The sequence below is a fragment of the Desertivirga arenae genome (assembly GCF_017355785.1).
Classification (GTDB): Bacteria; Bacteroidota; Bacteroidia; order Sphingobacteriales; family Sphingobacteriaceae; genus Desertivirga; species Desertivirga arenae.
Genome location: NZ_JAFEWE010000005.1, coordinates 1 through 25249, shown reverse-complemented (window position 1 = coordinate 25249; position 25249 = coordinate 1). Strand labels below are relative to the sequence as shown.

25 protein-coding genes and 1 tRNA gene are annotated in these 25249 nt (G+C 39.2%); 13 read left to right on the top strand and 13 right to left on the bottom strand.

Annotated elements, in window-relative coordinates:
• Positions 1-128: 128 nt before the first annotated feature.
• Positions 129-205, bottom strand: a tRNA-His gene (locus J4N24_RS12125).
• Positions 206-399: 194 nt separating this feature from the next.
• The gene (locus tag J4N24_RS12120; RefSeq protein ID WP_207533954.1) at positions 400-1776 is read right to left on the bottom strand and encodes a dicarboxylate/amino acid:cation symporter; all 1377 of its coding nucleotides are present in this window, start codon (positions 1774-1776) and stop codon (positions 400-402) included.
• Positions 1777-1908: 132 nt separating this feature from the next.
• Here J4N24_RS12120 and J4N24_RS12115 point away from each other — a divergent pair, with 132 nt between their 5' ends.
• From J4N24_RS12115 to tsaB, 7 genes are all read left to right on the top strand, one after another.
• On the top strand, positions 1909-2430 hold the full coding sequence (locus tag J4N24_RS12115) for a hypothetical protein (RefSeq protein WP_207533953.1): 522 nt from the start codon (positions 1909-1911) through the stop codon (positions 2428-2430).
• A 30-nt stretch (positions 2431-2460) separates the two neighbouring features.
• Positions 2461-2958, top strand: a complete 498-nt coding sequence (locus tag J4N24_RS12110) for an RNA polymerase sigma factor (RefSeq protein ID WP_207533952.1) — start codon at positions 2461-2463, stop codon at positions 2956-2958.
• On the top strand, positions 2945-3538 hold the full coding sequence (locus tag J4N24_RS12105; RefSeq protein WP_207533951.1) for a hypothetical protein: 594 nt from the start codon (positions 2945-2947) through the stop codon (positions 3536-3538). The genes J4N24_RS12110 and J4N24_RS12105 overlap by 14 nt, the downstream gene beginning before the upstream one ends.
• A 114-nt stretch (positions 3539-3652) precedes the next feature.
• The gene (rpmH, locus tag J4N24_RS12100) at positions 3653-3811 is read left to right on the top strand and encodes a 50S ribosomal protein L34 (RefSeq protein WP_013632808.1); all 159 of its coding nucleotides are present in this window, start codon (positions 3653-3655) and stop codon (positions 3809-3811) included.
• A 55-nt stretch (positions 3812-3866) separates the two neighbouring features.
• Entirely contained in the window at positions 3867-4259 is a 393-nt protein-coding gene (locus J4N24_RS12095) for a ribonuclease P protein component (RefSeq protein ID WP_207533950.1), read from the top strand.
• Positions 4240-4485 (top strand): membrane protein insertion efficiency factor YidD, encoded by a 246-nt coding sequence (gene yidD / locus J4N24_RS12090; protein ID WP_207533949.1) that lies wholly within the window; start codon positions 4240-4242, stop codon positions 4483-4485. Before J4N24_RS12095 ends, yidD begins: the two co-directional genes overlap by 20 nt.
• Before the next feature lie 44 nt (positions 4486-4529).
• Positions 4530-5222 (top strand): tRNA (adenosine(37)-N6)-threonylcarbamoyltransferase complex dimerization subunit type 1 TsaB, encoded by a 693-nt coding sequence (gene tsaB / locus J4N24_RS12085; protein WP_207533948.1) that lies wholly within the window; start codon positions 4530-4532, stop codon positions 5220-5222.
• Here tsaB and J4N24_RS12080 read toward each other — a convergent pair.
• Both J4N24_RS12080 and J4N24_RS12075 read right to left on the bottom strand, forming a co-directional pair.
• Positions 5208-6632, bottom strand: coding sequence for a DUF5723 family protein (locus J4N24_RS12080; RefSeq protein WP_207533947.1), 1425 nt, complete (start codon positions 6630-6632; stop codon positions 5208-5210). The two genes, tsaB and J4N24_RS12080, sit on opposite strands and share 15 nt — an antisense overlap.
• Position 6633: 1 nt before the next feature.
• The gene (locus J4N24_RS12075) at positions 6634-9243 is read right to left on the bottom strand and encodes a DUF3352 domain-containing protein (protein WP_207533946.1); all 2610 of its coding nucleotides are present in this window, start codon (positions 9241-9243) and stop codon (positions 6634-6636) included.
• Between the two features lie 67 nt (positions 9244-9310).
• Between J4N24_RS12075 and J4N24_RS12070 the strand changes: the two genes are divergently transcribed.
• Both J4N24_RS12070 and priA read left to right on the top strand, forming a co-directional pair.
• Entirely contained in the window at positions 9311-9703 is a 393-nt protein-coding gene (locus J4N24_RS12070; protein ID WP_207533945.1) for a DUF423 domain-containing protein, read from the top strand.
• Positions 9690-12170 (top strand): replication restart helicase PriA, encoded by a 2481-nt coding sequence (priA, locus tag J4N24_RS12065; protein ID WP_207533944.1) that lies wholly within the window; start codon positions 9690-9692, stop codon positions 12168-12170. The genes J4N24_RS12070 and priA overlap by 14 nt, the downstream gene beginning before the upstream one ends.
• Here priA and J4N24_RS12060 read toward each other — a convergent pair.
• Entirely contained in the window at positions 12167-12904 is a 738-nt protein-coding gene (locus tag J4N24_RS12060) for a hypothetical protein (protein WP_207533943.1), read from the bottom strand. The genes priA and J4N24_RS12060 overlap by 4 nt on opposite strands.
• A gap of 145 nt (positions 12905-13049) precedes the next feature.
• On the opposite strand from J4N24_RS12060, the gene J4N24_RS12055 reads away from it, so the two are divergent.
• Positions 13050-13709, top strand: coding sequence for a protein-L-isoaspartate(D-aspartate) O-methyltransferase (locus J4N24_RS12055; RefSeq protein WP_207533942.1), 660 nt, complete (start codon positions 13050-13052; stop codon positions 13707-13709).
• 46 nt (positions 13710-13755) lie between these two features.
• On the opposite strand, the gene smpB is transcribed toward J4N24_RS12055, so the two are convergent.
• Both smpB and J4N24_RS12045 read right to left on the bottom strand, forming a co-directional pair.
• Complete coding sequence (smpB, locus tag J4N24_RS12050; protein ID WP_207533941.1) at positions 13756-14205, bottom strand: SsrA-binding protein SmpB; 450 nt, start codon at positions 14203-14205, stop codon at positions 13756-13758.
• Between the two features lie 42 nt (positions 14206-14247).
• Entirely contained in the window at positions 14248-14904 is a 657-nt protein-coding gene (locus tag J4N24_RS12045) for a metal-dependent transcriptional regulator (RefSeq protein WP_207533940.1), read from the bottom strand.
• Positions 14905-14996: 92 nt separating this feature from the next.
• Between J4N24_RS12045 and J4N24_RS12040 the strand changes: the two genes are divergently transcribed.
• Complete coding sequence (locus J4N24_RS12040; protein ID WP_207533939.1) at positions 14997-17210, top strand: TonB-dependent receptor; 2214 nt, start codon at positions 14997-14999, stop codon at positions 17208-17210.
• Between the two features lie 442 nt (positions 17211-17652).
• On the opposite strand, the gene J4N24_RS12035 is transcribed toward J4N24_RS12040, so the two are convergent.
• Complete coding sequence (locus tag J4N24_RS12035; protein ID WP_207533938.1) at positions 17653-19524, bottom strand: Nramp family divalent metal transporter; 1872 nt, start codon at positions 19522-19524, stop codon at positions 17653-17655.
• 101 nt (positions 19525-19625) lie between these two features.
• Between J4N24_RS12035 and J4N24_RS12030 the strand changes: the two genes are divergently transcribed.
• Positions 19626-20096, top strand: coding sequence for an Lrp/AsnC family transcriptional regulator (locus tag J4N24_RS12030; protein ID WP_207423497.1), 471 nt, complete (start codon positions 19626-19628; stop codon positions 20094-20096).
• Positions 20097-20213: 117 nt separating this feature from the next.
• Here the strand turns inward: J4N24_RS12030 and J4N24_RS12025 are convergent, their stop codons facing one another.
• The 5 genes from J4N24_RS12025 to J4N24_RS12005 all read right to left on the bottom strand — a co-directional run bounded on the left by J4N24_RS12025 (position 20214) and on the right by J4N24_RS12005 (position 24922).
• A complete protein-coding gene (locus tag J4N24_RS12025) occupies positions 20214-21869 on the bottom strand; it encodes a glycoside hydrolase family 43 protein (RefSeq protein ID WP_207533937.1) in 1656 nt (551 codons plus the stop codon).
• 18 nt (positions 21870-21887) lie between these two features.
• A complete protein-coding gene (locus J4N24_RS12020; protein WP_207533936.1) occupies positions 21888-23327 on the bottom strand; it encodes a pectate lyase family protein in 1440 nt (479 codons plus the stop codon).
• Between the two features lie 60 nt (positions 23328-23387).
• On the bottom strand, positions 23388-24134 hold the full coding sequence (locus J4N24_RS12015; protein ID WP_207533935.1) for a rhamnogalacturonan acetylesterase: 747 nt from the start codon (positions 24132-24134) through the stop codon (positions 23388-23390).
• Between the two features lie 109 nt (positions 24135-24243).
• Positions 24244-24492 (bottom strand): hypothetical protein, encoded by a 249-nt coding sequence (locus J4N24_RS12010; protein ID WP_207533934.1) that lies wholly within the window; start codon positions 24490-24492, stop codon positions 24244-24246.
• Positions 24482-24922, bottom strand: a complete 441-nt coding sequence (locus J4N24_RS12005) for a hypothetical protein (RefSeq protein WP_207533933.1) — start codon at positions 24920-24922, stop codon at positions 24482-24484. Before J4N24_RS12005 ends, J4N24_RS12010 begins: the two co-directional genes overlap by 11 nt.
• 38 nt (positions 24923-24960) lie before the next feature.
• Here J4N24_RS12005 and J4N24_RS12000 point away from each other — a divergent pair.
• The coding region (locus J4N24_RS12000) for a hypothetical protein (protein ID WP_207533932.1) at positions 24961-25249 on the top strand (289 nt) is incomplete at its 3' end.

Sequence of the window (25249 nt, the reverse complement as noted above, 5' to 3'; positions counted from 1 at the left end):
ATAGCGCTAATTTATTGCTAATCTTTCAAATAATTAAATAAGCTTTTCAACATTTGCCGGGGTAATGTAGGGTTAGAGAATAAAATAAAAAAGCCCTTTTACTATAAGTAAAGGGCTTTTGTTAACTTTGGGGTAAGTAATCGGGCTCGAACCGACGACCCTCAGAACCACAATCTGATGCTCTAACCAACTGAGCTATACCTACCGTTTTGTTATGATGCAAAGATATACCAATTCTGATACACTGCAAATTTCTTGTGTAATTTTTATTGGTTGAGAATCATGAGGTTAGGTGCAGGTGATAAAAAAAGGCTTAAAAAAGCTCATAAAATTAATCTTAAAAAAGCCTTTTTTTGAAGAATCCGCTCGTTTCGTGTTCATTATCGAAGTAGAAACCTTTTAACATTTGTCGACTTCCTTGCCCTGATCCGGATTAAATTCACCCTCCCATTTCGCAACAACGATGGTAGCAAGGCAATTTCCGATTACATTAACGGAAGTTCGTGCCATATCCATCAATTCATCAATGCCCAAAATAATTAAGATAGGCCAGGATGGCATTCCAAAGGAAGCTGCTGTTCCAAGTAAAATTACCAGTGATGCCCGGGGCACGCCTGCCACTCCTTTACTTGTCAGCATCAGGGTAAAAACAATAAGGAGCTGCTGGCCTAAAGTAAAGTTTAATCCTGCTGCCTGGGAAACAAATATTGAGGCAAGGGCAAGATAAAGTGTAGTACCGTCGAGATTGAAACTGTATCCCGTCGGCATAACAAATGCCACTATTTTTCGTGGTACACCTAATGCTTCAAGGTTCTCCATTGCCTTTGGCAAAGCTGCTTCAGAGCTGGTAGTTGCGAAAGCTATAGAAACAGGTTCTGAAATTGCCTGAATAAATCTTTTTATTGGCACCCCTACAAATAGTGCAATTGGTAAAAGTACTAATACAAGGAATGCTATAAGGGCAACGTATAATGTTCCCAGAAGCTTTGCAAGGTTCTCAAGGATCTCGATACCCATATGACCAACAGTATAAGCAATGGCAGCGCCAACCCCAATTGGAGCAAAATACATAACAATATTGGTAAATTTAAACATTACCTCTGCTAAACTCTCCGTAAATTGAAGCATGGGCAAACGCTTGTCTTCCCTTACCATTGCAAGGCCAATCCCAAATAGAACACTGAATACCACAATTTGTAATATTTGCCCTTCACTAACAGATTTAGCAATGTTCTCCGGGAAAATATGGAGGATAATGTCCTGCCAGTTCTGAGGCGCAACATGCGGAAGTTCTTCATGGATCCCCTTTGGTACTTTAATTCCAGCACCCGCCTGTGAAAGATTTATAGCTGCAAGACCAATAAAAAGGGCCAGAGTTGTTACAAGTTCAAAGTAAACAATAGACTTCCATCCCATTCGTCCTACCTGTTTTAAGTCGGCGTGACCTGCAATTCCATAAACCAAGGTAGCAAAAAGGAGAGGGGCTACTATGGTTTTGATCATTTTCAGGAATACCTTACTTAGAACCTGCAGATTTTTCGCCGCCTCGGGGAAATCATGGCCTATTTCAGCTCCTACTACCATCGAAACTAAAATCCAGGTAGTTAACGATCGTTTTTTTATGGCATAAAGGAGTATGGGAATGGTAGCGATCCATCTAATTGCTTTTAAAACCTCTGGAGAAAGAGCAACTATTTTTGTTGAATTTAAAAAAGTGAGGAGAGTAACTAAGAAAACGCTGATAATAGCGGATAAAGCAGCCTGTTTTAGCTTCATGAAAATGTGTTAGATCGAAAAATAGTAAACAGATGTCAAAGTATGAAATTTTTAAGACTTGTATTGATTTAAAATTGAGGATTCGCAATAGATGAAAACACTATAGATTTGTCTCCACTGTAAATCAATAAGATGAAAGCCGAAAAGATAAGTGAAATTAAAAAGGAATTGAACACCCTAAACCGGGACCAATTAGTGGATATTTGCTTGAGGCTGGCAAAATATAAGAAAGAGAATAAAGAGTTGTTAAGCTTTCTATTATACGACGCTGAAGACCCTGTTTCTTATGTTGAATCAGTAAAAACCTTGCTTATTGAAGAGTTTCATTCTCTTCGAAAGTACGACTACCATAGTGCTAAGCAATTAAGGAAGATCTTGCGGTTAGTAGCAAAGCATGCAAAGTATACTGCCTCTGTTGAAGCCGAGGTGATCTTGCTGTTATGGTTCTGCCATAACTACTTGCTCTATGCTGATCTTAAAACGCATTACAAACCCTTACATAATATACTAATACGCCAGGTTGAAAAGTTAAAGAAACTGTTTCCTAAATTACATGAAGATCTTCAGTTTGATTATTCTTCGGAATATGGACAGATTTTGGACGAGGCGGACCGGAATGCTAAGTGGTTTAATAAAAAATTATTTGCCTTGTAACAACGCGTTGTAACGTCTATCTAAAAGCAAATGCTTAATAAAGAAGCCGTCTTTAAGGAAATTTTTCAGACCAATTCCCGTAAGATCTATCACTTATGTTTCGGTTATACCGGTGATGAGGACACCGCCCATGACCTTATGCAGGAAACTTTCATGAAGGTCTGGCAGAATTTGGACAAGTTCAGAAATCAGGCAATGATTTCAACCTGGATCTATCGTATTGCTGTAAATACTTGTCTTTCGTGGTTGAGAGTGGAGAAAAGGCAGGCTAAAGATGAGCTCACTGATAATATTATTGAGAATAAAAAGGAGGAGCTTTCTGAGAAAAACGAACAAATTGCCTTGCTGTATAAGTGTATTTCTAAGTTAGAGGAAAGTGAAAGGATAATTATAACTATGGTTTTAGATGAAGTACCATATCCTGAAATAGCGGAAATCTCAGGGATCTCAGAAGGGAACCTTCGAGTTAAGATACATCGTATAAAGAACAAGCTGACAGACATATATAATCGTTATGAAGGACTTTGATGCTTTGAAAAATATATGGACAGGTCAGGCTTCTGTTCCTAAGCTTAATTATGAAGATGTACTTAGGCAAGTAAAGAAAACTAAGGCTGGTTACTCCAAGAAGTTACTTATTGAGAGTCTGATTATGTCGGCTATAATAGTACTTCTTATCGGCCTTTGGCTCTTTAAATCATTTCTTCTGTTGACCTCTCATTTATCTCTTTCTCTTTTAATTGCAAGTTGTATTTACTATGTTTTTATCCAATTTAAAGACTATAAGAGTATACGTGACAATAATCTTTATCTGGAGCAGCCTGATAAGTACATCGTATATTTAAAGAGGTATAAAACACGCCGTTATAATTTGAATACCCGTACTTTTGCTATCTACAGCACAACTTTGGGAGTTGCATTTGCGCTTTATTTTGTTGAAGTCTTTGTTGCTGCACCACTATGGCAAACAATCACCGGCGTTGTGTTTACGATTAGCTGGTTTGTGTTATGTTGGATACTGATGCAATCTTACAAGAAACGGGAACAGGATAAACTGCAGGAAATGATCGGGAATTTGGAGAAATTAGAAAAGCAATTTGAGGATTAATCCTGACTTGTTTTAGCTTGTTGAAATAAATTCTCAACTTATGTTTGATTTGCAAGAAAATGCGGCTATATTTGCGCTCTTGTTTAAAAAAGCTACAATTTTTGATATAAAGTCATGAAAAGAACATTCCAGCCTTCTCAAAGAAAAAGAAGAAATAAACACGGTTTCAGAGAGCGTATGGCTACAGCAAACGGTAGAAGAGTTTTAGCGTCTAGAAGAGCTAAAGGTAGAAAGAGATTAACAGTTTCTGACGAGCGTCGTCATAAAGCATAATTTTTATTTTGATTGCAGCCTGTAGCGCAATCTGCAAAAGGCATCCTCAATCAAAATGTATAAATTTAGAAAAGAAGAGCGGTTATGCAGCAAAAAGCTTTTAGATGAGCTTTTTCATAACGGTTCTTCTTTTTTAGTTTACCCCTTTCGTGTTGTTCACCTACCACTTTCCTCATCAGGAAACCCTCCATCCCAAATAGTTATTGGCGTAGGCAAGCGCAAATTCAAACATGCTGTAGACCGCAATTTGCTGAAAAGACGAATCCGTGAAGCTTATCGTTTAAACAAAGAAGAGCTATTATACAATTTTCTTCGTGAAAATAACCTTCAACTTATTTTTTCAATACATTTTGTAGGCAAGGAAATAGCAGATTATACATTCATAGAAAAGAAATTAAAAGTTGCTTTATCGCAGCTTACCAGGGCCTATGTTAAAAAAACTGATTGATTTGTTTTTGAAGGCAATAGGATCCGCTTTCCTTCTGCTAATACGAATATATCAATTACTTATCTCACCTATCCTTGGTGCATCTTGTCGTTATACACCTACTTGTTCCCAGTATGGAGTAGAAGCAATTAAAAAACACGGTCCATTTAGAGGTGGTTGGCTAACCATTAAAAGGATTGGTAGATGCCATCCCTGGGGTGGTCATGGTCATGACCCGGTACCTTAATTGGGTTCTTCATTTCTATTAAAAATTGCATCTTTGCAGCTCTTATGGCACTGATCCTTCAAATTGAAACTTCTACAACTTCTTGTTCCGTTGCACTTGCAGAAAATGGCAATGTTTTATCTGTGAAGGAAATGAACGAAAGGAACATTCACGCTAGTCATATAACTCTTTTCATTGGAGAGGTTTTAAAGTGTTCAGGAAGGACGATGTCTGACCTTGATGCGGTAGCTGTTAGTAAGGGTCCCGGATCTTATACAGGCCTTCGAATTGGCGTCTCTGCTGCAAAGGGCTTGTGTTATGCATTAGATATACCTCTTGTTGCCGTAAGTACCTTGCAGGCCATGGCTGCTGGTCTTATAGGCCGCTTCAGTGAGCAAGAAGTATTGCTATGTCCAATGATAGATGCAAGGAGGATGGAGGTGTATACGGCTATCTTTGATCAGCATTTAACAGAAATATCACCCGTAGAAGCCAAAATTATAGATCCTGAATCATTCTCAAATGTCCTTGCGTCTAATACAGTTGTTTTTTTTGGTGATGGAGCTGAGAAGTGCCAGGATATTTTGGGCACCTCTAATCATGCTGTTTTTGTTACTGATTTCTTCAATTCGGCAATACATTTCTCAGGCATTGCTTTTGAAAAGTATAATGCTCAGCAATTCGAGGATATTGCCTATTTTGAGCCTTATTATCTGAAAGACTTTTTGGTAGCAAAACCTAAATCAAAACTTTCCTGATTTTTTAGGCTTTTTACTAAAAGCCGGCTCTACCCCAGGTATTTCACTGCTGTTTTGCCAATGGTAGAGAACCCTTCCAAACTTCAAAGCGAAGCCAAGATATGCTGAGGCTCCTGTATAGCCCTTACCTTTCGGCGTTTCGTTCTGCCTGCGATCCGATAGGTCTGCCTGCATGGCTGATATTCCACGACTTAATGCGATGGTCTTAAATAACCTGTCACTACCCAGGAAGAATTCTACATTCGGCTTCTTATACATAATTTGCCCTCCAAATTCGAAAATTTTTCTAAGGTCATACCCTGAAGTAAGACTGAATGTCCAGGCCTTGTAATTGTAATTGTTGACAAGAGTGGCGTTCCCGTAATTGTTAAACAGATTTTTGGAGAGGATTAGATTAGGTTGGTACCTGTTGTATGTTTTACTGAATAGCAGTTGCGCTTTTCCGTTGATGGAAGATACAAAGCGTTCATGGGTAGGGTATTCAAGAACATCGTCTTCAAGGCTTTCTGTTAGTTGATTGTCTATATTTTTGGGGTTAGAGGCATCGATACTGATCTCCTGATTAATAGTATACTTATATGGCGTTTTTCGCCATATGATAAAGCCAAGATCTTTTATGTTACCCAGGATATACAGCCCGCGCAGGGTACGATAGTTAAAACTTGCCGACATGGCGAGTCCCGGATTGTGAATATGGGGGATCAGGGATCGCTTGCTGAATTTATTATAGAGGAAATTAGTACGATAGTACCCTTTTAAAGAGGCATCGAATTGCTGTGCTTCCTGATCGATAGCTAGTTCCGATTGCGTTATGGAAAGCTTTGAGTAAAGCATTCCGCTCAGGTAACTTAATTTCGCTCCAAAGGCCAGGCGCTTGTTGTAGTTCTCCCGGTATGTTAAACTGAACTGATGGTAGGATTGCGCTTTCCCGTAATCATTCAGCGTGTTTTTATAGTAGGTCTTATCCTCGATCAGGGGATTCTGAAAGGTTGTAAACGTCTGATTGGTTACAGCATAATCTCCCTCTGTTTTTATCTGCCATGATAAACCGAATTCCCTGTTATACTTCACGGTCTTAAATATCCGCAGCATTCCAATGTAAATGTTCTGATCTGCAAATATCCTATTGTATTGAGTATTATTATTATCAAGTCCTTTAGTGTCAAGTGGGCCCAGATAAAACAATTGCCTGATCGTACTTTCTGCAGGTCCCTGACCCGCTACAGATGCTCCGCCGGTAGGGATAAGGAAATTAAAGGCTATTCGCTTGCTGGTATCTGCTTTAAATGCTTTTTGAGATGGATTTTCAAAAGTATCGTACAAAGTTCCTGTATTAAAAAGTGCCCAGTGCTGGGCCCGAGTATTAAAGGAAACTGTAAAAAGAAACGCCAGGAGAGCAAATTTATACATGCTAAAATTTATAAAGGCCAAGGCTATTCCCGATACCAGAAAACAGATAAGACTGTTTGTTGTTATTATTAATTGGCCCAGCTAGAAAGTAACCATCTCCTTTTACAGGAAAACCTTTCGACAAGTTACCGTCTTCATTGAATAAATACAACTCCTTGGTGCTCTTTTCCTCCACCCCGCAGATCCACGAATAATTATTCTTCTTAAACAATCTTAATTCCTTGCTGGATTTGGAATTAAAGCTGTTTATAGCTAGTGGGGTTCCGTCAGTGCTTAATATAGACAGGCTATATTTATTAAGATAAACAAATTCGGGTTTATCATCTCCAACAACATTTACATACGCGAACGAGTACGCTCCTTTAAATTCAGCAATTTGTTTCTTCGTAACAGAACCCTTCATTGAGATAAAAATAATTGTCCCGGCAGTATCTATGGTAACTATTCGGGAATTTTCGGGACTATCCCCCGACTCAAGGAAAATAGAGTTACGGAATTGAGTTGCCCCTACTTCGGCTTTCGTTAGTAAATCACCAAATTCATCGTAGAAATAAAACGTGCCGGTCTCAGTTCCCGCTGCTATTACATGTGCATTTCCAATTTTCGCAGTTTCAAGATTGTATAAAATTTTGCTGCTTAACGTATGGTTCCAGTTGGGTAGTACTCTCCCATTTTTGTCGAACCTCATAATTACATTAACTGCTGGAATGTATATGCTATTTGAAATGCTTGAAAGACCGTGAGAGGCATTATACGGAAGTTTAACAGGGAATCCGTCAATCATTTTTCCCTGGCTATCAAATTTGCAAAGTTCTCTGGTGGTATTAAAGATAATGTTCTTATCATCTACTATTTGAAAATTTCCCAATACCTGAGCGTTTACAGAAGTTTCCCATAACTTTTCTCCGGTAGGAGAGATGGCGTAAATAGCATGCCTTTTGTCTTGCAGTAACAATATTTTTTTTCCTTCAAGTTCAACCAGTTGAGGTTTTATTGCGATATTATTACTCAATGTTTTTTTCCATACTTCAGTTAACTTGTGGGCACCACTTGATTTATAGTTTGCATAAAGGTTTGTGAAAAAATGGCCATCGTCGCTGCTCCATTGGTAGGATAGTCCATAAAAGTCTTTCAATCCATAACTGCCGCTTTTAAAGGCCTCTGAATACTGCGGTCTTAGTGAATTTCTGATTAGCCTTTGTGCGTTCTTATTGTTAATGAAATAAAAGATATTACTCTGATTGGCAATAAATTGATTATGTTCGGCAAACTCGGGTGTATTCACCAATAGCTTCTCGCTACCGTAAGTGTTTATGTAATTAGTAATGACACTAGTGCTATTCGCCAATACAAGATAGTTGTCGACGATGGCAAAATAAGGGCGGGAAAATTGCTTTAAAGGATCTCCGAGGTAGTAATAGAATAGGTTTGAATGATTAAGTCTACCTATCATATCATCGCGCATTTCACTGATCTGTTCCAGTGTCAATTTTACCTCTCTGCCATTCTTAACTTTAACAATTGCCAAACGCTCTCTCCCTTCCGTCTCAAGTACAGCAAACTCATCTGCTAGAAAAGGTTTTAATTCTTTATCCAGATCAACTCCTGTCTTTTCTTGTACTGATGTCAACTGTTGACGAAGCTTTGAAAGTTCTTTTCTGCGTTCAAAAAAGTGATGTAGCTTTTCTTCAAATTCATTGTAATTGGATATTCCGAAGCAAATAAAATACGAGAGGTTCTTAGGCATTACCTGCTTCAAATTATTTTTTACAGGCTGCTGGTTTAGAAATAAGCCGAGATAAGTAGGCGTAGTACTGTCTATTTTACTAATTCCATTGAACATCAAAGCATCGCTTTTATAGTTCATGCTCAATGAAGAGGTGCCTTTTACCCTTGTAATTAATGTAAGTGCTCCATTTGGAACGTTTTGTGTATACTGCCCTATAAAATCACCGCTGCGATTGTGATTGATGAAAATATTAACTGGCGAGTTTTGGTTATGAGTTACTGCATAGTCAATTTCCTCAACAAACTTACTGTCTATTCTCGTTATGCCTTTTTTTATACTTCTATTTAATAGTTCTTGAGAAAAGCTTCCCGTTGCTACCCCTGCTTCAATATGCATGAAAAAAGGCTTCTTTAAAGATTTAATGGAGATGGTATATATGCCTGTTTCTGAATTTTTTTCGCTGCTTATGTCTCTATTCCTGCCTAAAGCTTCTTCTATCTCCGAAAGTGTCAAACCTTCATTTAGATTGATTGAATAAAGGAAGTCTACAGAATTGGTTTTATTAGGGTGTATTGAAATGAAAATATTTTCGTCAGCAATTGCTTCGTCAAAGTCCGGTTGCCTCAGCAGCGCTTGTTGTAATTGATTAATTTCATCAGACCTTTGCTCTCCTACTATAGCATCAAAAAGCTCGAAGTCTTTAAAAATTTCATAGAATGATTGGTCATTGTTGAAGTTGAGTATAAAGGCAGCATCTGCAGGAATATTTTTGAGAGCTTTTGAAACGTTATTGCTATGGACAGACAGAGCAGAAAAATATTTTATGGCCATAGCAATGATAGCTATGATCAAAACGATGCTGAGGGCGATTGTTTTTCTCATTGGATTCCACAAAATTAGCTTTTTAGGCGGAAGAAATCTCATTACTATAGTTAAATTAGCAAACCATATGAATAGAAAAATTCTTATTACAGCAAGCATTTTTGGTGCTTTAGCCGTAATTCTTGGAGCCTTCGGAGCTCACGGATTAAAGGCTCATCTTACATCTCAGGACCTGGAGAATTGGAGGACTGCTGTAAGCTACCATTTTTATCATACTCTGGCTTTATTATTCCTTTCATTACTATCCCCAAAAAGTAGGTTGACTACCCTTGCTTTCTGGGCATTTTCTATTGGAATTATCTTATTTTCAGGATCTATTTACCTCTTGAGTACGAGAGCTATAACTGGTTTAAATTTGCCATTTCTTGGCCCCATAACTCCCTTGGGTGGTCTTCTCTTTATTGTCGGTTGGGTTTGTTTATTAGTTACAGGATTAAGAACTGGTGATGCTCGAGTTTAATGAAACTGTTGCAGAAAGGCATACCTATTTTGTAGAGGTCATTCTGCCGCTTGCTATTTCAAAGACTTATACATATAGGGTCCCTGCGGTTCTGAATGCACAAATCAGGGTGGGTAAACGCGTTATCGTACAGTTTGGAAAAAGTCGCATTTACACTGCTATAACTTTTGCAATTACAGAGCAGGCGCCAACCTTGTACGAGGCAAAATATATTTTGGATGTTCTTGATGAAGAGCCCATCGTTAATCGCACTCAATTACAGCTATGGACATGGATAGCCGATTACTATATGTGCCATTTAGGAGAGGTAATGCAAGCGGCATTGCCAGCAGCCTTGAAACTTGCCAGCGAGACAAGAATTCTTCTGTTAAAAGATTCTGAGTACGATAAATCGCAGTTGACAGACAAGGAGTTTCTCGTGGTCGACGCACTTGAAATTCAGCCGGAGCTAAAAGTTGGAGATATTGCCAAGCTACTGGGGCAAAAGACTGTTTTCCCGCTTTTAAAGTCCCTTTTTAATAAGGGTGTCATTCATATTTCGGAAGAAGTAGTTGAGCGTTATAAACCACGTCGCAAGGCGTACATTGTATTAAATCCCTTCTACGAAGATGCTGATAGCAGACGAGGCTTATTCGAAGTTCTTGAGCGGGCGCCCAAACAATTGGATGCTCTTTTAGCCTATTTCAAACTTGCTAAAGACAGCAAAGAAATCACGAGGGAAGCTTTGCAGGAAGAGTCAGGATGTAGTGCAGCTGTAATAAAAGGACTGGTAGAAAAAGATGTCTTCATTCTTGAGCACAAGGTGGTTAGCCGCTTTAGTGATCAAGAGGTCGAGCTTCTGCAAAACTTTGAATTAAGCAATGCACAGCAGACTGCACTTGAGGCTACGAAAAAACTGTTTATTGAAAAAGAGGTAGTATTACTTCATGGTGTAACTTCTTCTGGTAAAACTCAGCTTTATATCAGACTTATTGAGGAAGTGCTTCAGCAGGATAAACAAGTGTTATACTTGCTGCCTGAGATTGGTCTGACTACTCAGTTAATTGAACGTTTAAGGCAATATTTCGGCAATCACATCGGTATATATCACTCCAAATTTAGTGATAACGAACGAGCTGAGGTTTGGAATAAAGTTTTGAAGAATGAGTTTAAAATTGTTCTTGGAGCTCGTTCTGCTGTCTTTCTTCCTTTCTCAGATCTAGGCCTCATAATAGTGGACGAAGAGCATGAAAACTCATTCAAGCAGTACGATCCAGCCCCGAGATACCATGCCCGGGATACTTCAATTTTCCTTGCTTACTTACATAAAGCAAAAGTTTTATTGGGCTCTGCAACACCTTCATTAGAAAGCTATTTTAATGCTCAGAGCGGTAAGTATGGATTAGTCGAGCTCAATGAACGTTATGGATCGTCTGTCTTGCCCAAAATTGATGTAATAAGCATCACAGAAGAGACCAGTAAGAAAACGATGCAGGCTCATTTTACTAGTGTTCTTATAGAGGAAATGAGCAAGGCATTGGCCAATAAAGAACAAATTATTTTGTTTCAGAACCGTAGGGGATATACACCAGTGCTTCTCTGCCGAACCTGTGGTTATTTACCTAAGTGTATCAATTGTGATGTAAGTTTAACCTACCATAAAAGTTCAGGCAAGCTTCATTGCCATTATTGTGGTTACAAGCAAGACACGGTATCTATTTGTCCCGCTTGTGGCTCCGTGCATATAGAACAAAAGGGATTTGGTACAGAGAAGATAGAAGACGACCTACAGTATATTTTTCCCGAAGCTAGAGTAGCACGACTAGATCTTGACACCACACGTACTAAAAATAGTTTTCAGCAAATTCTCGGTGATTTTGAGGATGGCAAGATTGACATCTTAGTTGGGACTCAAATGGTGGCAAAAGGTCTTGATTTTGGCGCTGTAACCGTTATCGGTATCATTGGGGCCGATGGCCTTCTTAACTATCCTGATTTTCGCGCTTACGAGCGTAGTTTTCAATTATTATCGCAGGTTGCCGGGCGTGCAGGACGTAGAGACAAGGAGGGGAGAGTTATAATTCAGACCCATAACACTAAACACCGGGTATTAGAGCAGGTTTTGAAAAACGATTATGAGGAGCTATATAAAACGGAGATCATAGAACGGAATAGTTTTCAGTATCCCCCTTTGTATAGGTTAATAAAGCTGGATGTGAAACATAAGGAAGCGATGCTTTTAAGTGATATAGCTTTTAGACTTGCAAATGAATTACGAAAGAGCTTCGGTCCGCGGATATTAGGACCCGAAGATCCACTGGTATCACGTATACGTAACTTTTATATCAAGTCAATTTACTTAAAAATTGAAAGGAACGGAATCTCACTTACTAAAGTGAAAGAACACCTTAAAAATACCTTATTAAATTTTGAAGCTGATAAAACGAATAAAGGAGTATTTATACAGGTAGATGTAGATCCCTATTAGTACTGTTCAGCAAAATTATATTGAAGTGAAAGCAATCCAATTGGCCGAAGCAGAAATTCCCATTTCTTATAATTATTTACGGTTCTGGTGTGATTTCCGTCTTTGAAAGACCGCTCTTGTTTTTCATAGCTATACAATAGATCGAGACTGCTTTCGGCCGCTAAAGTGATGTGATCTATAACATTAAACTTTATACCCACCATTGGAGAAATGGAAAAACCGTTTTTCTGTGTTTTTACATCGTAAGGGTTTGTATAATTCAATGATGACGCATTTGAAGAACTTCCTCTAAAACTGTTTCTTCTATATCCCAGATCAAAACCAAAATAAGGCTGAACAGTTCCATAGACCATATTCTTTTCAAAGCCCAAACGCAGGGAATTGTCTCTTAGTTTTCCTTTAGCTTCTTCGCATTCCTCACAATCGTTTCGGAATGCAACATCATCTGAAAAAAAGTTTCCGGTAACCCTATAGCTTATCTGATTGTCATTAAACTTGAAAATAAAACCTGTAACGTACTCCCTTTGAAAGTTGTTATTATTAACCTGGTTAAGTATCTGTGGAAGTTCTTCGTAACTGAACGCTTTAACGCCAAGTGAATAGGAATACAATTTTTGTGACCTCATTTTTTGAAGTGCAGGTCTCCGTGCTGGTGCTTTTACTGAATCTATAGTAACTATTTGAGCCTGTGAAAGAAAAGGCAGTAATAAGAATGAGAGTAACAGTTTCTTCATGTGAGGTTAATCAGAGTGCGAAAATAACCAAAGTTTCGGACTTTGAAAGTAAGGCATATTTATAACTCTCATTTTTAGTTAAATAGACTCTAAGCTTATAATCGCTTTCTTTGAAATGGCTCTTTAAGCGTATTTTTGTGATTACATGGCTTACAAGTTTGTTGATAACTACAGAGAAAAAGGTGCCCGGAAAAAATTAGTGGAGTTACTCAGAGAGGAGCGGAAAATTGAAGATAAGGCTGTGTTGGATGCTGTAGGAAGAGTTCCCCGCCATTATTTTTTTGATGAAACGTTCTGGGCACAGGCTTACAAAGACATTGCTTTCCCTATCGGCGAGGGGCAAACCATTTCGCAACCCTATACTGTCGCTTATCAAACTCAATTACTTCATATCAAGAAGGGGGATAAAGTTCTTGAAATAGGAACTGGTTCAGGTTATCAAACCTGTATATTACTAGAGTTAGGGGCCCAGGTGTTTACCATTGAACGTCAGGAGAAGTTATACGAGAAAGCCAAATTATTTCTTGGCAAGATGGGGTATACTCCTGAATTTTTTCTCGGAGATGGTTCAAAAGGCATTGTTGAACATGCTCCTTATGATAAAATTCTGGTTACTGCTGGGGCTCCTTTTGTTCCTGAAACTTTATTAAAACAGCTAAGAGTTGGAGGAATCTGTGTTATACCTGTAGGAGACGAACAGTCTCAGAAAATGATAACCGTATTTAGGGTTAATGAAACCGATTTCGAACGAATTGAACTGGACACCTTCCGCTTTGTACCCCTTGTAGGCGATCAGGCTTGGTAGATACCTAAAAAGAGGGAAGTATTTCTTCTTCCCTCAGTTAATTCTTTTATCGCTTCATTGCACGGTCCAGCTCAATTTTGCTTTCCCGTTCTTTAATTGTATCCCTTTTATCAAAGGCTTTCTTTCCTTGGGCAAGACCAATTTCCAGCTTTGCAAAACCTCTCTCAGAAATAAACAAAGACAGAGGAACTATCGTAAAGCCTTTCTCTTCGGTTTTGTCTTTCAACTTCTTCATCTCCTTCTTAGTAAGCAGCAAAACACGATCGCGTTTCTGTTCGTGGTTATAGAATGATCCGTGAGAATATTCTGCTATATGCATGTTCCTAATGTACAATTGATTATTAAGGAAAGCACAAAATGCATCGTTAATGTTGGCTTTACCTTGCCGGATAGATTTAATTTCGGTGCCGAGCAGTTGAATGCCCGCTACATATTTGTCGTGTATATGATATTCGAAATAAGCTTTCTTATTTCTAATACTTAAATCATTGCCCATATTATTTTTAGATCAGGGTGTTTAAAAGGTATCAACAAAACATCAAACTATAAGAATGTTTTCAGCAAATTTCTGGGATACGGTGATCTTGCTATCGTTTATCAGAATTTCCATAGACCCATCATAAGGTTGACGTGCTAATACTTGTATGTGTGTGTTAATTCCTAAGTCGAGTTGACTTACATATTTTAAAAATGAAACCGTATTATCCTTTACCGCTACCATCCTGCAAGTGGTGCCTTCTTCAGCTTCGGAAAGGGTTTTCTTGAAGGAGGGTTTAAGTTCTCCTTTAGCATTTGGAATAGCATCTCCATGTGGATCATACTCCGGAAAACCAAGAAATTTATCCAGCTTATCTACCAACTTCTGCGATTGAATATGCTCCAATTGTTCCGCAACTTCGTGTACTTCATCCCATGTAAAATCTAATTTTTCGTAAAGGAAAGTTTCCCAAAGCCGGTGTTTTCTCAGTATTTCTATTGCTTTATTTCTGCCACTATCCGAAAGAGAGATCTTTCCATATTTCTCGTAAGATATCAGTTTTTTATCCTTCAATTTCTTTAGCATATCCGTTGCAGTAGCGGGCTTAACGCCTAGATATGAGGCTAATTCGTTCGTCCCCGCTTCATTTTTATGCTCTACTTCAAGCGTGATATGTAAAAGGGCTTTCAGATAATTTTCTTCTGTGAATGACAGCATGGCGATAAAATTAACCAAAAAATCAGGAGAATAAAAGTTAGATAAACCTAATTTAATTTGTTTTGTTATTATTGTAATAAATATTTTGTCATATGCGCTCTCTCTTTTTGTTTTGTCTAATTCTTACTTCTTTCAATGTTTTCGCCCAATCAGGTATGATCCATGGAAAGGTGACAGCCAATAAAAATTTATTGCCGTTTGTAAGTATTAAAAATGGAAACCGTCAGGTTGCGGTAACCGATAGTAACGGTTACTATATGATAAATGAGCTTACCGAAGGAACTTACAGCTTAAACATAACTGCAGTAGGTTTCGAAGATGCTGGTAGAACTATTAAGCTGGCTAATAATGATACGTTGATAGTCGACTTCGATCTTAAAACTGCTTCTAAACAATTGAGAGAAGTTGTAATCTCTGGGACAATGAAGGAGGTTAACCGCTTGGATAGTCCGGTTCCCGTCGAAGTTTATTCGCCCGCCTTCTTCAAAAAAAACCCTACCGCCTGTATATTTGATGCCCTTCAGAACGTGAACGGCGTACGCCCCCAGGTAAACTGTAATATTTGTAATACTGGAGATATACACATTAATGGTTTGGAGGGGCCATACACCATGGTAACTATTGATGGGATGCCTATCGTTAGCAGTCTCTCTACCGTTTATGGGCTTTCTGGAATTCCAAATTCCTTAATAGACAGGATTGAGATCGTGAAAGGGCCCGCCTCTTCGCTGTATGGTTCTGAAGCAGTTGGTGGTTTAATTAATATAATCACTAAGAAAACCGGCTCAGCACCAAATTTCTCAGCAGACGTGTTTTCCACTACTTGGGGAGAGTTGAATACAGACCTCGGTTTTAAATTGACCTCCGGAAAAAGTGCATTCCTTACCGGTTTGAATTATTTCAACTATAAAAATCCCATCGATAATAATAACGATAGATTTACGGATGTAACTCAGCAGCATCGGATATCCGTTTTCGAGAAGTGGTCGCTGCAGCGAAAAGAAAATCGATTGTTCAGTTTAGCTGGAAGATATTTTTATGAGGACCGGTGGGGCGGACAAATGAGTTGGAACAGAAATTATCGAGGAGGTAGTGTTTTTTATGGCGAAAGTATTTACACCTCAAGATGGGAACTCCTTGGAAATTATCAGCTTCCTTTAAAAGAGCGTATGGTCTATTCCTTCTCTTATAATGATCACCACCAAAACTCCGCTTATGGTGTCACTCCCTTTGTTGCAACTCAACGCATCGCATTTAACCAGTTAACCTGGGATAAAAAGCTAACTAATCACGACCTCCTGTTAGGGACCGCATTACGTTATACCTATTATACCGATAATACCACTGCTTCAAGAGGGGCGGGAAATCAAGCAAAGAATGTTTGGCTTCCCGGAATTTTTATCCAGGATGATATTTCTATAAATCCTAAACACAATATTCTCTTAGGTCTACGATACGATTATAATTCTAATCACGGTAATATTTTAACTCCTCGCTTAGCCTGGAAATGGAAGATGGATGATTACAACGTGTTCCGATTAAATGCAGGAACAGGGTTCAGGGTGGTTAATATTTTTACAGAAGATCATGCCGCACTAACTGGCGCACGCGAGGTTGTCATATTAGACGACCTAAAACCTGAAAAAAGCTATAATCTCAATCTGAATTTTAATACAACCATTGCTAGGGAGTCCTATTCGCCAGCTAACTTGGAACTTTCCGCATGGTACACATATTTCAATAACAGAATTGTGGCCGACTATGAAACGGACGTCAATAAGATCATTTATGATAACCTAAGGGGATATGCCATTTCCAAGGGTATAAGTGCCAATTTGGACCTCACTTTTGCCAATGCTATCAAACTCATCACTGGCTTTACATTAATGGATGTTTCTACTGTTAATAATGTGGCTACAAACAAAATAAGGGAACGTCAATTGCTAACAGAACCATGGATGGGAACTTGGGCGCTAACCATACCCATAAAGAAAAATAAGCTGTCGTTTGACTACACCGGGAATATCTATGGCCCTATGAAACTTCCCCTGATGGAAAATGATCCCCGTCCAGCAAAATCACCAGTGTGGAGCTTGCAAAATGTTCAGCTTACCTATAATTTCCGCAAATTGGAACTGTACGGTGGGCTTAAGAACCTGTTGAACTTTACTCCCAACAAAGGCCTTCCATACCTGATAGCAGGAGCAGACAAGCCATTTGAAGATGGCTTCGACCCAACATACGTATACGCACCGAACCAGGGGATAAGAGGGTTTCTGGGAGTAAGAATGAATGTAATGAAATGATCACGAATTTCACGAATTAGGCTAATTTTCACGAAATGTAGGCGTAGAGTACTTTAGGGAGTATCACGAATTGAAGGAGTGGCACGAATTACACGAATCGGCTAGGCGCCTAAATTAAAACACGAATTCTGGATTAAGATATGTTAGGACAATCCACGTTGAGAAAATCTCCGAAATTCTTCTTAATATTTAACCTTTAAGCTTCTAGACCTATGCTTAGTGTAATTCGTGCAATTCGTGTTTTTATTAATTCGTGCTCTTTCAGTCTTTATGATTCCAACTCTGAACAAGCATTAGTGAAAATTCGTGAAAATCCTCCAGAATTCGTGACTCTTTAAATTCTAGACCTATGCTTAGTGTAATTCGTGTTTTAAAAATTTCGCTCTTAAATCAGTTAGTGAGAATTCGCGAAAATCCCCTTAAATTCGTGTTCATCCATTTTTTACACTATCAATATCGGAATTCCCGCATTATGCCTTACAGATTCCAAAGTAGTACCAAAAACAAGGTCACTCAATCCTTTATGACCATGCGAAGCCATTACCAATAAATCCAGCTTATTTGCTTTCGCCAGCTTAGTAATAGCTTTGGCAGTATTTCCATATCCAATCAATACAGTAGCATCGTAGCCCAGCTTTTGCAGGCTTTGTTGATACTTTTGTACATTCTCCAAATCACTTCGTGATTCATAATCCAAAGTTTTCTCCCCATGATAGCGGGCAGCTGCAGTTTCTACAATATGGATCAAATAATAATGAGCATCTTTTCCCCCTTGTAAAATCGCATGTCGTATGCTGTCTTTATCCTTTTTTGAAAAATCCAGCGTTATTCCAATGTCTTGATAGTGCACCGATTGAATTTCTGTAATGTCACTTGCATCACCATGGGGTACTGTTAATAGTTGGGATGGTGTTTGCTTAAAGAGGGGCATCACAAGAATATATAAAAGCAGCAGAAAAACACCAGCGATAACAGGTAGTACAATGATGTAAATCCACCAGCTTCCTTCAGTCTCCTTTATCCAACCGTACACTTCCTCAAAAACCAGTTTTGCATTTAGGCCAATGATAACAGTTGCACTAATCCATGCAAGCACTTTAGTAATAGGCTTTATAGCAAACTCGCCCATCAACTCCTTATCACTTGTAAAATGAATTAAAGGTATAATAGCAAAACCTAGCTGGAGGCTAAGAACCACCTGACTTAATACCAATAGTTTCCCAAGGGACTCTTCGCCGAAGTAAATGATGGTGATAAAAGCGGGAGCGATAGCAAGTATCCGGGTGATCAGCCTTCTAAGCCAGGGTTGTATCCTAAGGTTAAGATGGCCTTCCATTACAATTTGACCAGCAAGGGTTCCCGTTATGGTAGAACTTTGGCCTGAAGCGATTAAAGCTACTGCAAATAGGGTAGGGGCAAGAGAACCAAAAATTCCCTCAAGCAATTTATAAGCATCCTGTATTTCAGCTACTTCAAAGTATCCATTCTTATAAAATGCCGTTGCTGCAAGAATCAGGATTGAGGCGTTTACCAGGAATGCAAGGTTGAGCGCTACTGTAGTATCTATAAAGTTGAATTTTAAAGCCTCTTTAATTCCAGAAGGACTGCGGTCTATTTTTCTGGTCTGTACTAAGGAGGAATGGAGATATAAATTGTGAGGCATTACAGTAGCTCCAATAATTCCGATTGCGATATAAAGCGCATTTCCGCTAAGTAGGCTTGGTTTAAATCCACTGGCTACCTCTAACAATCCAGGCTTAACAATAAACATTTCAGCCAGGAAAGACACCCCAACAATGAAAACCATTGAAACAATAAAGCTTTCCATCATCCGCATACCTTTGTTTAGTAAAAATAGAAGAAGGAAAGTATCCAGAATAGTAACTGAAATTCCCCATATCAAAGGCAGACCGAAGAGCAGATTTAATCCAATGGCCATCCCGATAATTTCAGCCAGATCACAAGCCACTATAGCTATTTGAGCTAATCCATACAATGGAATGTTAGCCCAGTGAGGATAAGCATTTCTGGAAGCCTGGGCGAGATCCAGACCTCTTACTATACCTAACCTCGAACTTAGCGATTGAAGTAATAGGGCAATAAGGTTTGACATCAATAATACCCAGATAAGTTGGTAGCCGAACTGACTTCCACCCGCCAGATCTGTAGCCCAATTACCAGGATCCATGTATCCTACACTAATTAGATAGGCCGGACCAATATAAGCTAACAGTTTGCGCCAGCCTGTTTTCCCTTTTGTATGTACCGACGAATGAACTTCTTCTAATGATTCACTGTATTTATCTGCAAGCATGGATGTTACGTGTTTTGCAAATCTAATAATTAAATTAGATCACTCTAACAATAAGAGAAGTTTTTAAATTGTTTTATTTTGGCGTTCTAAAATCGACTCCCATGTCTTACCAACCCGATAAAATCGACCTTCAGATATTGAAGATCCTGCAGGAAAACGGCAGAATTACCAATCTTCAGTTATCTAACATGATAGGACTCTCACCGGCACCTACACTGGAACGTGTGCGAAAGCTGGAAAATTCAGGAGTGATAAAAAATTATCATGCTGTGATTGACGAAGAAGAACTTGGCCTTGGTATTAAAACCTTTATTCAGGTTCAACTTGATTTTCATAAGAGCAATACGATACAAACTTTTGCTGACGAAGTAAGGGAAATTAAGGAAGTAGTGGAATGTCATCACGTTACTGGAGGGTGTGATTTTATTCTGAAAGTCTATGTAAAGGATATCAAAGCTTATGAGAAATTGATTATGGAGAAGATAAGCAATATCAGCGTTGTGAAAACCTTTCAGACTATGATGATCCTCTCTACAAGTAAACAGGATCCGGTAATGCCGCTGGACTATTGATTTGTTTATAAGGACAAATACATTGGAAAGCCATAAGATCTTTTGACATCACTGTAATAAACAAAAAACAGGGCAATAACGCTGACCGCTATTGCCCCTTCTATCTGCTTATTAAATTTATTTTACTGGCTCTACTCTGAACCAATCAAAATCTGCATAACCAGAATCATTGGTCTGAGCATCACGGGTTGCAAATAAGCCGACTTTTGCCCCCTTCCATCTTCCAACTTCTGCCTGGAATTCATCACGAATTTCAGTGAATTGATTTCCATCTAAGCTGTAGCTGAACCGGCATTTAGCTCCTGCTGTTACTTTTACTCTAAACTGAACTGCTTGTTTTTTATTTTCCAGCTTGGTGATGACTTTCTCATCTTCTTGTTTACCTTTCACCGCGTCTTTTCCCAGGGTATAAACCAGAAATACGCCGTCTTTTTTACTTTTAAGGGCAACGTTGGCATAGCTGAAGCCCATAATGGTTAACCCAGCTTTTTCGTTCTCAAGCTTCTCGTTAGGGGTAAATGTCATTTTCGTTGTTACCATGAAATTATCCGCAGGAAATTTTTGTAACAGTACATTTGGCGCTTCCCATAAATTCCTTGAATCTTCCGGTGCTTTATCTGTGAAAAGCCTCAAGCTACCTTTTCCAGGATTCATAAACATCCAGGTGGATTTAGGATTAGCTTGCCATTGCCATTGCAGACCTAATTTAATACTATTGAACTCATCGCTTTCTGGTGGTGTTGCAATAGGATTAACTTTACCACCAACATTAGGTTTTTTGTAAGTAAGGACAGGATCTCCGGTCCCATCACCGTCTGGGTCAACTCCAATAACAGGCCAGTCATTTATCCACTTCATCGGGTTTAGATGCACTACGCGACCATATGCGTCTTTATCCTGAAAATGAAGAAACCAGTCTTCCCCGGTTTGTGTACTTACCCAGGCTCCCTGATGCGGTCCATTAACCGTACTTTTGCCCTGAGCCATCACTACCTTACGTTCGTAAGGGCCATAAATGCTTTTTGATCTTAAAACCAATTGCCATCCGGTAGGAACTCCTCCTGCAGGCGCAAATATGTAGTAGAATCCGTTTCTTTTATATAGCTTCGGACCCTCTATCGTTACATCTGTTTCGTGCCCGTCGTAAACTAAAACACTTTCATCGATCGCTTTAGTACCTTCGGCATTCAACTGTCGTACTGCTATAATACTTTTAACTCCCGCCCGACTTCCTGCATAGGCATGAACCAGGTACACTTTTCCATCCTCGTCCCATAACGGACAAGGATCTATCAAACCTTTTCCTTCAGCAACCATTACTGGTGCAGACCAGGGGCCTGCAGGATTCTTTGCCTTCACAAGGTAAATACCAAAATCAGGATCCGGATAGTAAATATAATATTCTCCTTTGTGGTATCGAATAGCTGGTGCCCATACTCCTTCGCCATGCCTGCTCTTCATGAAGTGGTCATATGGCGGCTGCCTCAATAGTGCATGACCAATAAGAGTCCAATTAACAAGATCTTTCGAATGGAGGATTGGCAATCCCGGGATGTCTTCAAATGAAGAAGATGTTAAATAATAATCGTCGCCAACACGAATGGCATCAGGATCTGAATAATCGGCGTTAAGGATTGGATTCTTGTACGTTCCATTTCCCTGGTCTGCCACCCATACTTTTGATACATAGTTAGGTTTTCCAGTCTGGGCGTATAACGCTAGTCCGGCAACCGCTAATGTACCCGTAAGAAGGACGTTTTTTAGGTTGTTCATCTGTGTGTTAAAGTGATACTATTTTATACTGTTAATAAATACTTCTAAATTATCATAGGCAGTACTAAGTTCTCTGCCGTTTGCATTTGCAACATTAGGGTTAAGTCCTTTTGATAATTCCCATGCATCTGGCATCCCATCTCCATCCATATCAGTAGGGGAGGGTGTCTGTTTAAGAACAGGCCATCCACCAACATCGGTCTGCGAATCAATAATCCCTCGTAATCCGGTTTTTGATCCGTTGTAGGTTGCCGTTCCATTTCTTACTTCATCAACTACTCGTGCATCCACCGCATCACGTTTGAAGCTTGCTCCGGCAGAGTCTAGAACCGCAAAATACGCCTGTTCAGCGGAATAGGAGGTGATGCTTGTCAAGTTAAATGGCGTTGCACTTCTTGCCGAACTTGTATTTACCCCGGTATCGAAATTAACACCACCATTCCAGTTGTCAGCACTCACTACAGAATTCCCATATATATAATTACCATTTATATAGAAACTTCCGTATCCCGGACTGTAGGTGGATGGATTTGTTGTTTCCATCGAGATCTGCATAATCCGCTTATTTCTTGTAGCAGGAGTTGCCGGACCCGGTTTATAATAATTATTTACTATATTGTACTGTCCATTTTCACCACCATAAGCGCTGTTTCCGCACCAGTTGAAGATAACGTTGTTCCTATAGTCAACCTGGTCTTTACCTACAGGACTTACTCCCGTCCCACTTCTAAATCCTCCGTCGAACCTTGGATTCCTACTATTATGGTGCGCCAGTAAATTGTGATGAAAGGAGGCCCCATTTCCTCCCCAGATTCCTCCATATCCATGGTCATCTTTCTCATGAAAAGATTTGTTAAGACTTTCGGCCAAGAGGCACCACTGCATGGTGAAGTTCTTATTTGCATAAAAAGAAGAACACTCGTCAATGGACCAACTCATAGAGCAATGATCAATCATAATGTTTTGATGGTATCTTCCCCAAAACGCATCTTGCTCATACCGTGTTAAATCTCCCATGCGGAACCTCATGTAGCGGACAATCACATTATCAGCGTCAATATTTACATCATAATTCTGAATACAAATTCCATCTCCAGGAGCGGTTTGCCCAACTATGGTAACATTTCCATTTTTAATTTGAAGCCGACTTTTAAGGATTATATTACCAGAAACCTTGAATAAGATAATTCTAGAACCTGTTTGATTAATAGCATAGCGAAGAGTTCCCTGCTCGTTGCCGTCTTCCAAAGTAGTTACGAAAATAACTTTGCCACCTCGTCCTCCTGTTGTCTCTTTTCCGTATCCTTCAGCTCCTGGAAAGGCCAATGCTTTTTCATTAACAGGTACAACTTTAGGTGACGCGGAAGGGTCAATTTCAGTTTTTGTACTTTTCTTGGAACAAGAAGCAAGGATAGACATACCCAGTAACGACAATGCTACACTACTTTTAATACTCATCACTCATCATTTTAACTTCTTAACTTTTTATATGTCAATTCAAATTTTATCGAAGTGCAACTATTTATTCTTCAACTTTTTTTTTAGATCAATATTTTGTTCTCGGATACCTTCAACTACCAATTCTGCCATTTTTTGAGCACCGTAAGGGTTAAAATGGGTGTCATCCTTTTTACCTTTAGGGTAGTTTACATCTCCCGAATCAACATAGTTAAACAGTGATTTTGCTTTTTCTTCCCCCAGCCCAATAATAAGCTTCTCGGTTTTTTTATGCATATCAATAAGCGGTACATGGAGAGAATCAGCCACTCGTCGGGTTACAGCAGGATACTCACCATGTGAGTCCTGAAATACTCCGTTAACGAAAGACCTTCTCATAACTGGAGTAAGTAGCACAGGGCAGGCCTTTTTAGCACGAGTTTCGTTGACATATTTAACCAGGTTCGTTTTAAACTCTTCCAAAGTTGTTCCTGTTCCTGGCTTGTTGATCTTTTCATCGTTATGACCAAACTCTATAAAAACGTAATCTCCTGCTTTTAATTGATTGATGATGGGCTGCCAACGATTCTCGTTCAAGAATGATTTAGTGCTTCTGCCATTCAATGCTCTGTTATCAACTGACACGTTGCCTTTGAAGAAGTCTTGCAACTTCATTCCCCAACCGGTCTCGGGAAAAGCTTTTGCTTCTTTATTTGCCGCAGTCGAGTCTCCTATAATATAAATAGTAACTTTATCTTTTTTAATTATGAACGAACTAAGAAGAATAAACAAGGAAAAGAAGCTTCCTTTAATAGCAAAGGCTTTCATTTAAAAATGGTGGCTATAAATATGATTAATAAAATGGTTGTTTGCGGGAAGAACCCTACGCAAGATTATGAACTATTTCATTGACATACTATTGTATTCCTATAATTTTTTATGCAAACGTTCCCGTTAGGCTATTAGATCTGCTTATTGGAAGAGCTTTAGACTTTAGCCTTTTCAAACGCTCACCCGTTATTACACCACTGGAAAATATGGGAGCTCTGTAAGTGTAGTTATAGTAAAGATATAGCCAGTCCCTAATATCATAACAAGGAATAATGGACCCCAGGATATCAAAAGAAGAATAATAAAATAAGAAGACATTTTTTTCTCCAATTCCAGTGATCGTTTCATTCGTCATTTAGGTAACAGCTAAACGCAAAGAAATACTTTAACGCCACAAATGTAAAGGGTAGAAATGTAAGTTTAGTACTGCGGCCAATGTCTGCGGCGAACTGCGGGGATTTGCGGGCTTTTGCGGCGAAATGCGGAAGGAAGAGTAATTTCTTCGAGGATTGTTCGAGAAAAGGGGGTACCTTCTTCGGAAATCCTCGAAGCCTTTCCGAAGTTGCCTCGAACCTGTCTGGGATCTGCCCCCTTTTTGTTTTATTCCTAGAGGGGCTATACACTTCCGGTCTAATTCCTGTTTTTATTATCCATAGCTCAAGTTTCAGGATTTTATTCCAAATCGAAAAGGCCTGGCGGTATCTGGCGGTGATCTGGCGGTACTTGGCGGTGAACTCATGACAATTCTCCTTTTTGCCGTGACTCGTCCTGTATAAACTTAACATCGTTACGAACAAGTATTAATCACTAAATTTAAGTTACGATGTCAAAAGAAATCAAGGGTAAGAAGTTCGGTAGGCTTTATTTAGAGTCTTACAAGAAAACGATTATCGCAGAAGTTGAGCGTGAAGGTGGATCAATTAATCTGATTTGTGATCGCCATAATTTAGCTAAGTCCACTGTTCTGGCTTGGGCGGTCAAATACGGAAGTTCGGAGTATTTGGCAAACAGGCAGAAAAGGCGTAGCCCATCTGAGAGGAATAAGATCATTCGGGAAATTCTCTCGGGCCGATCTACCATTAGTGAAGTGCAACTAAAATATGGGATCGATT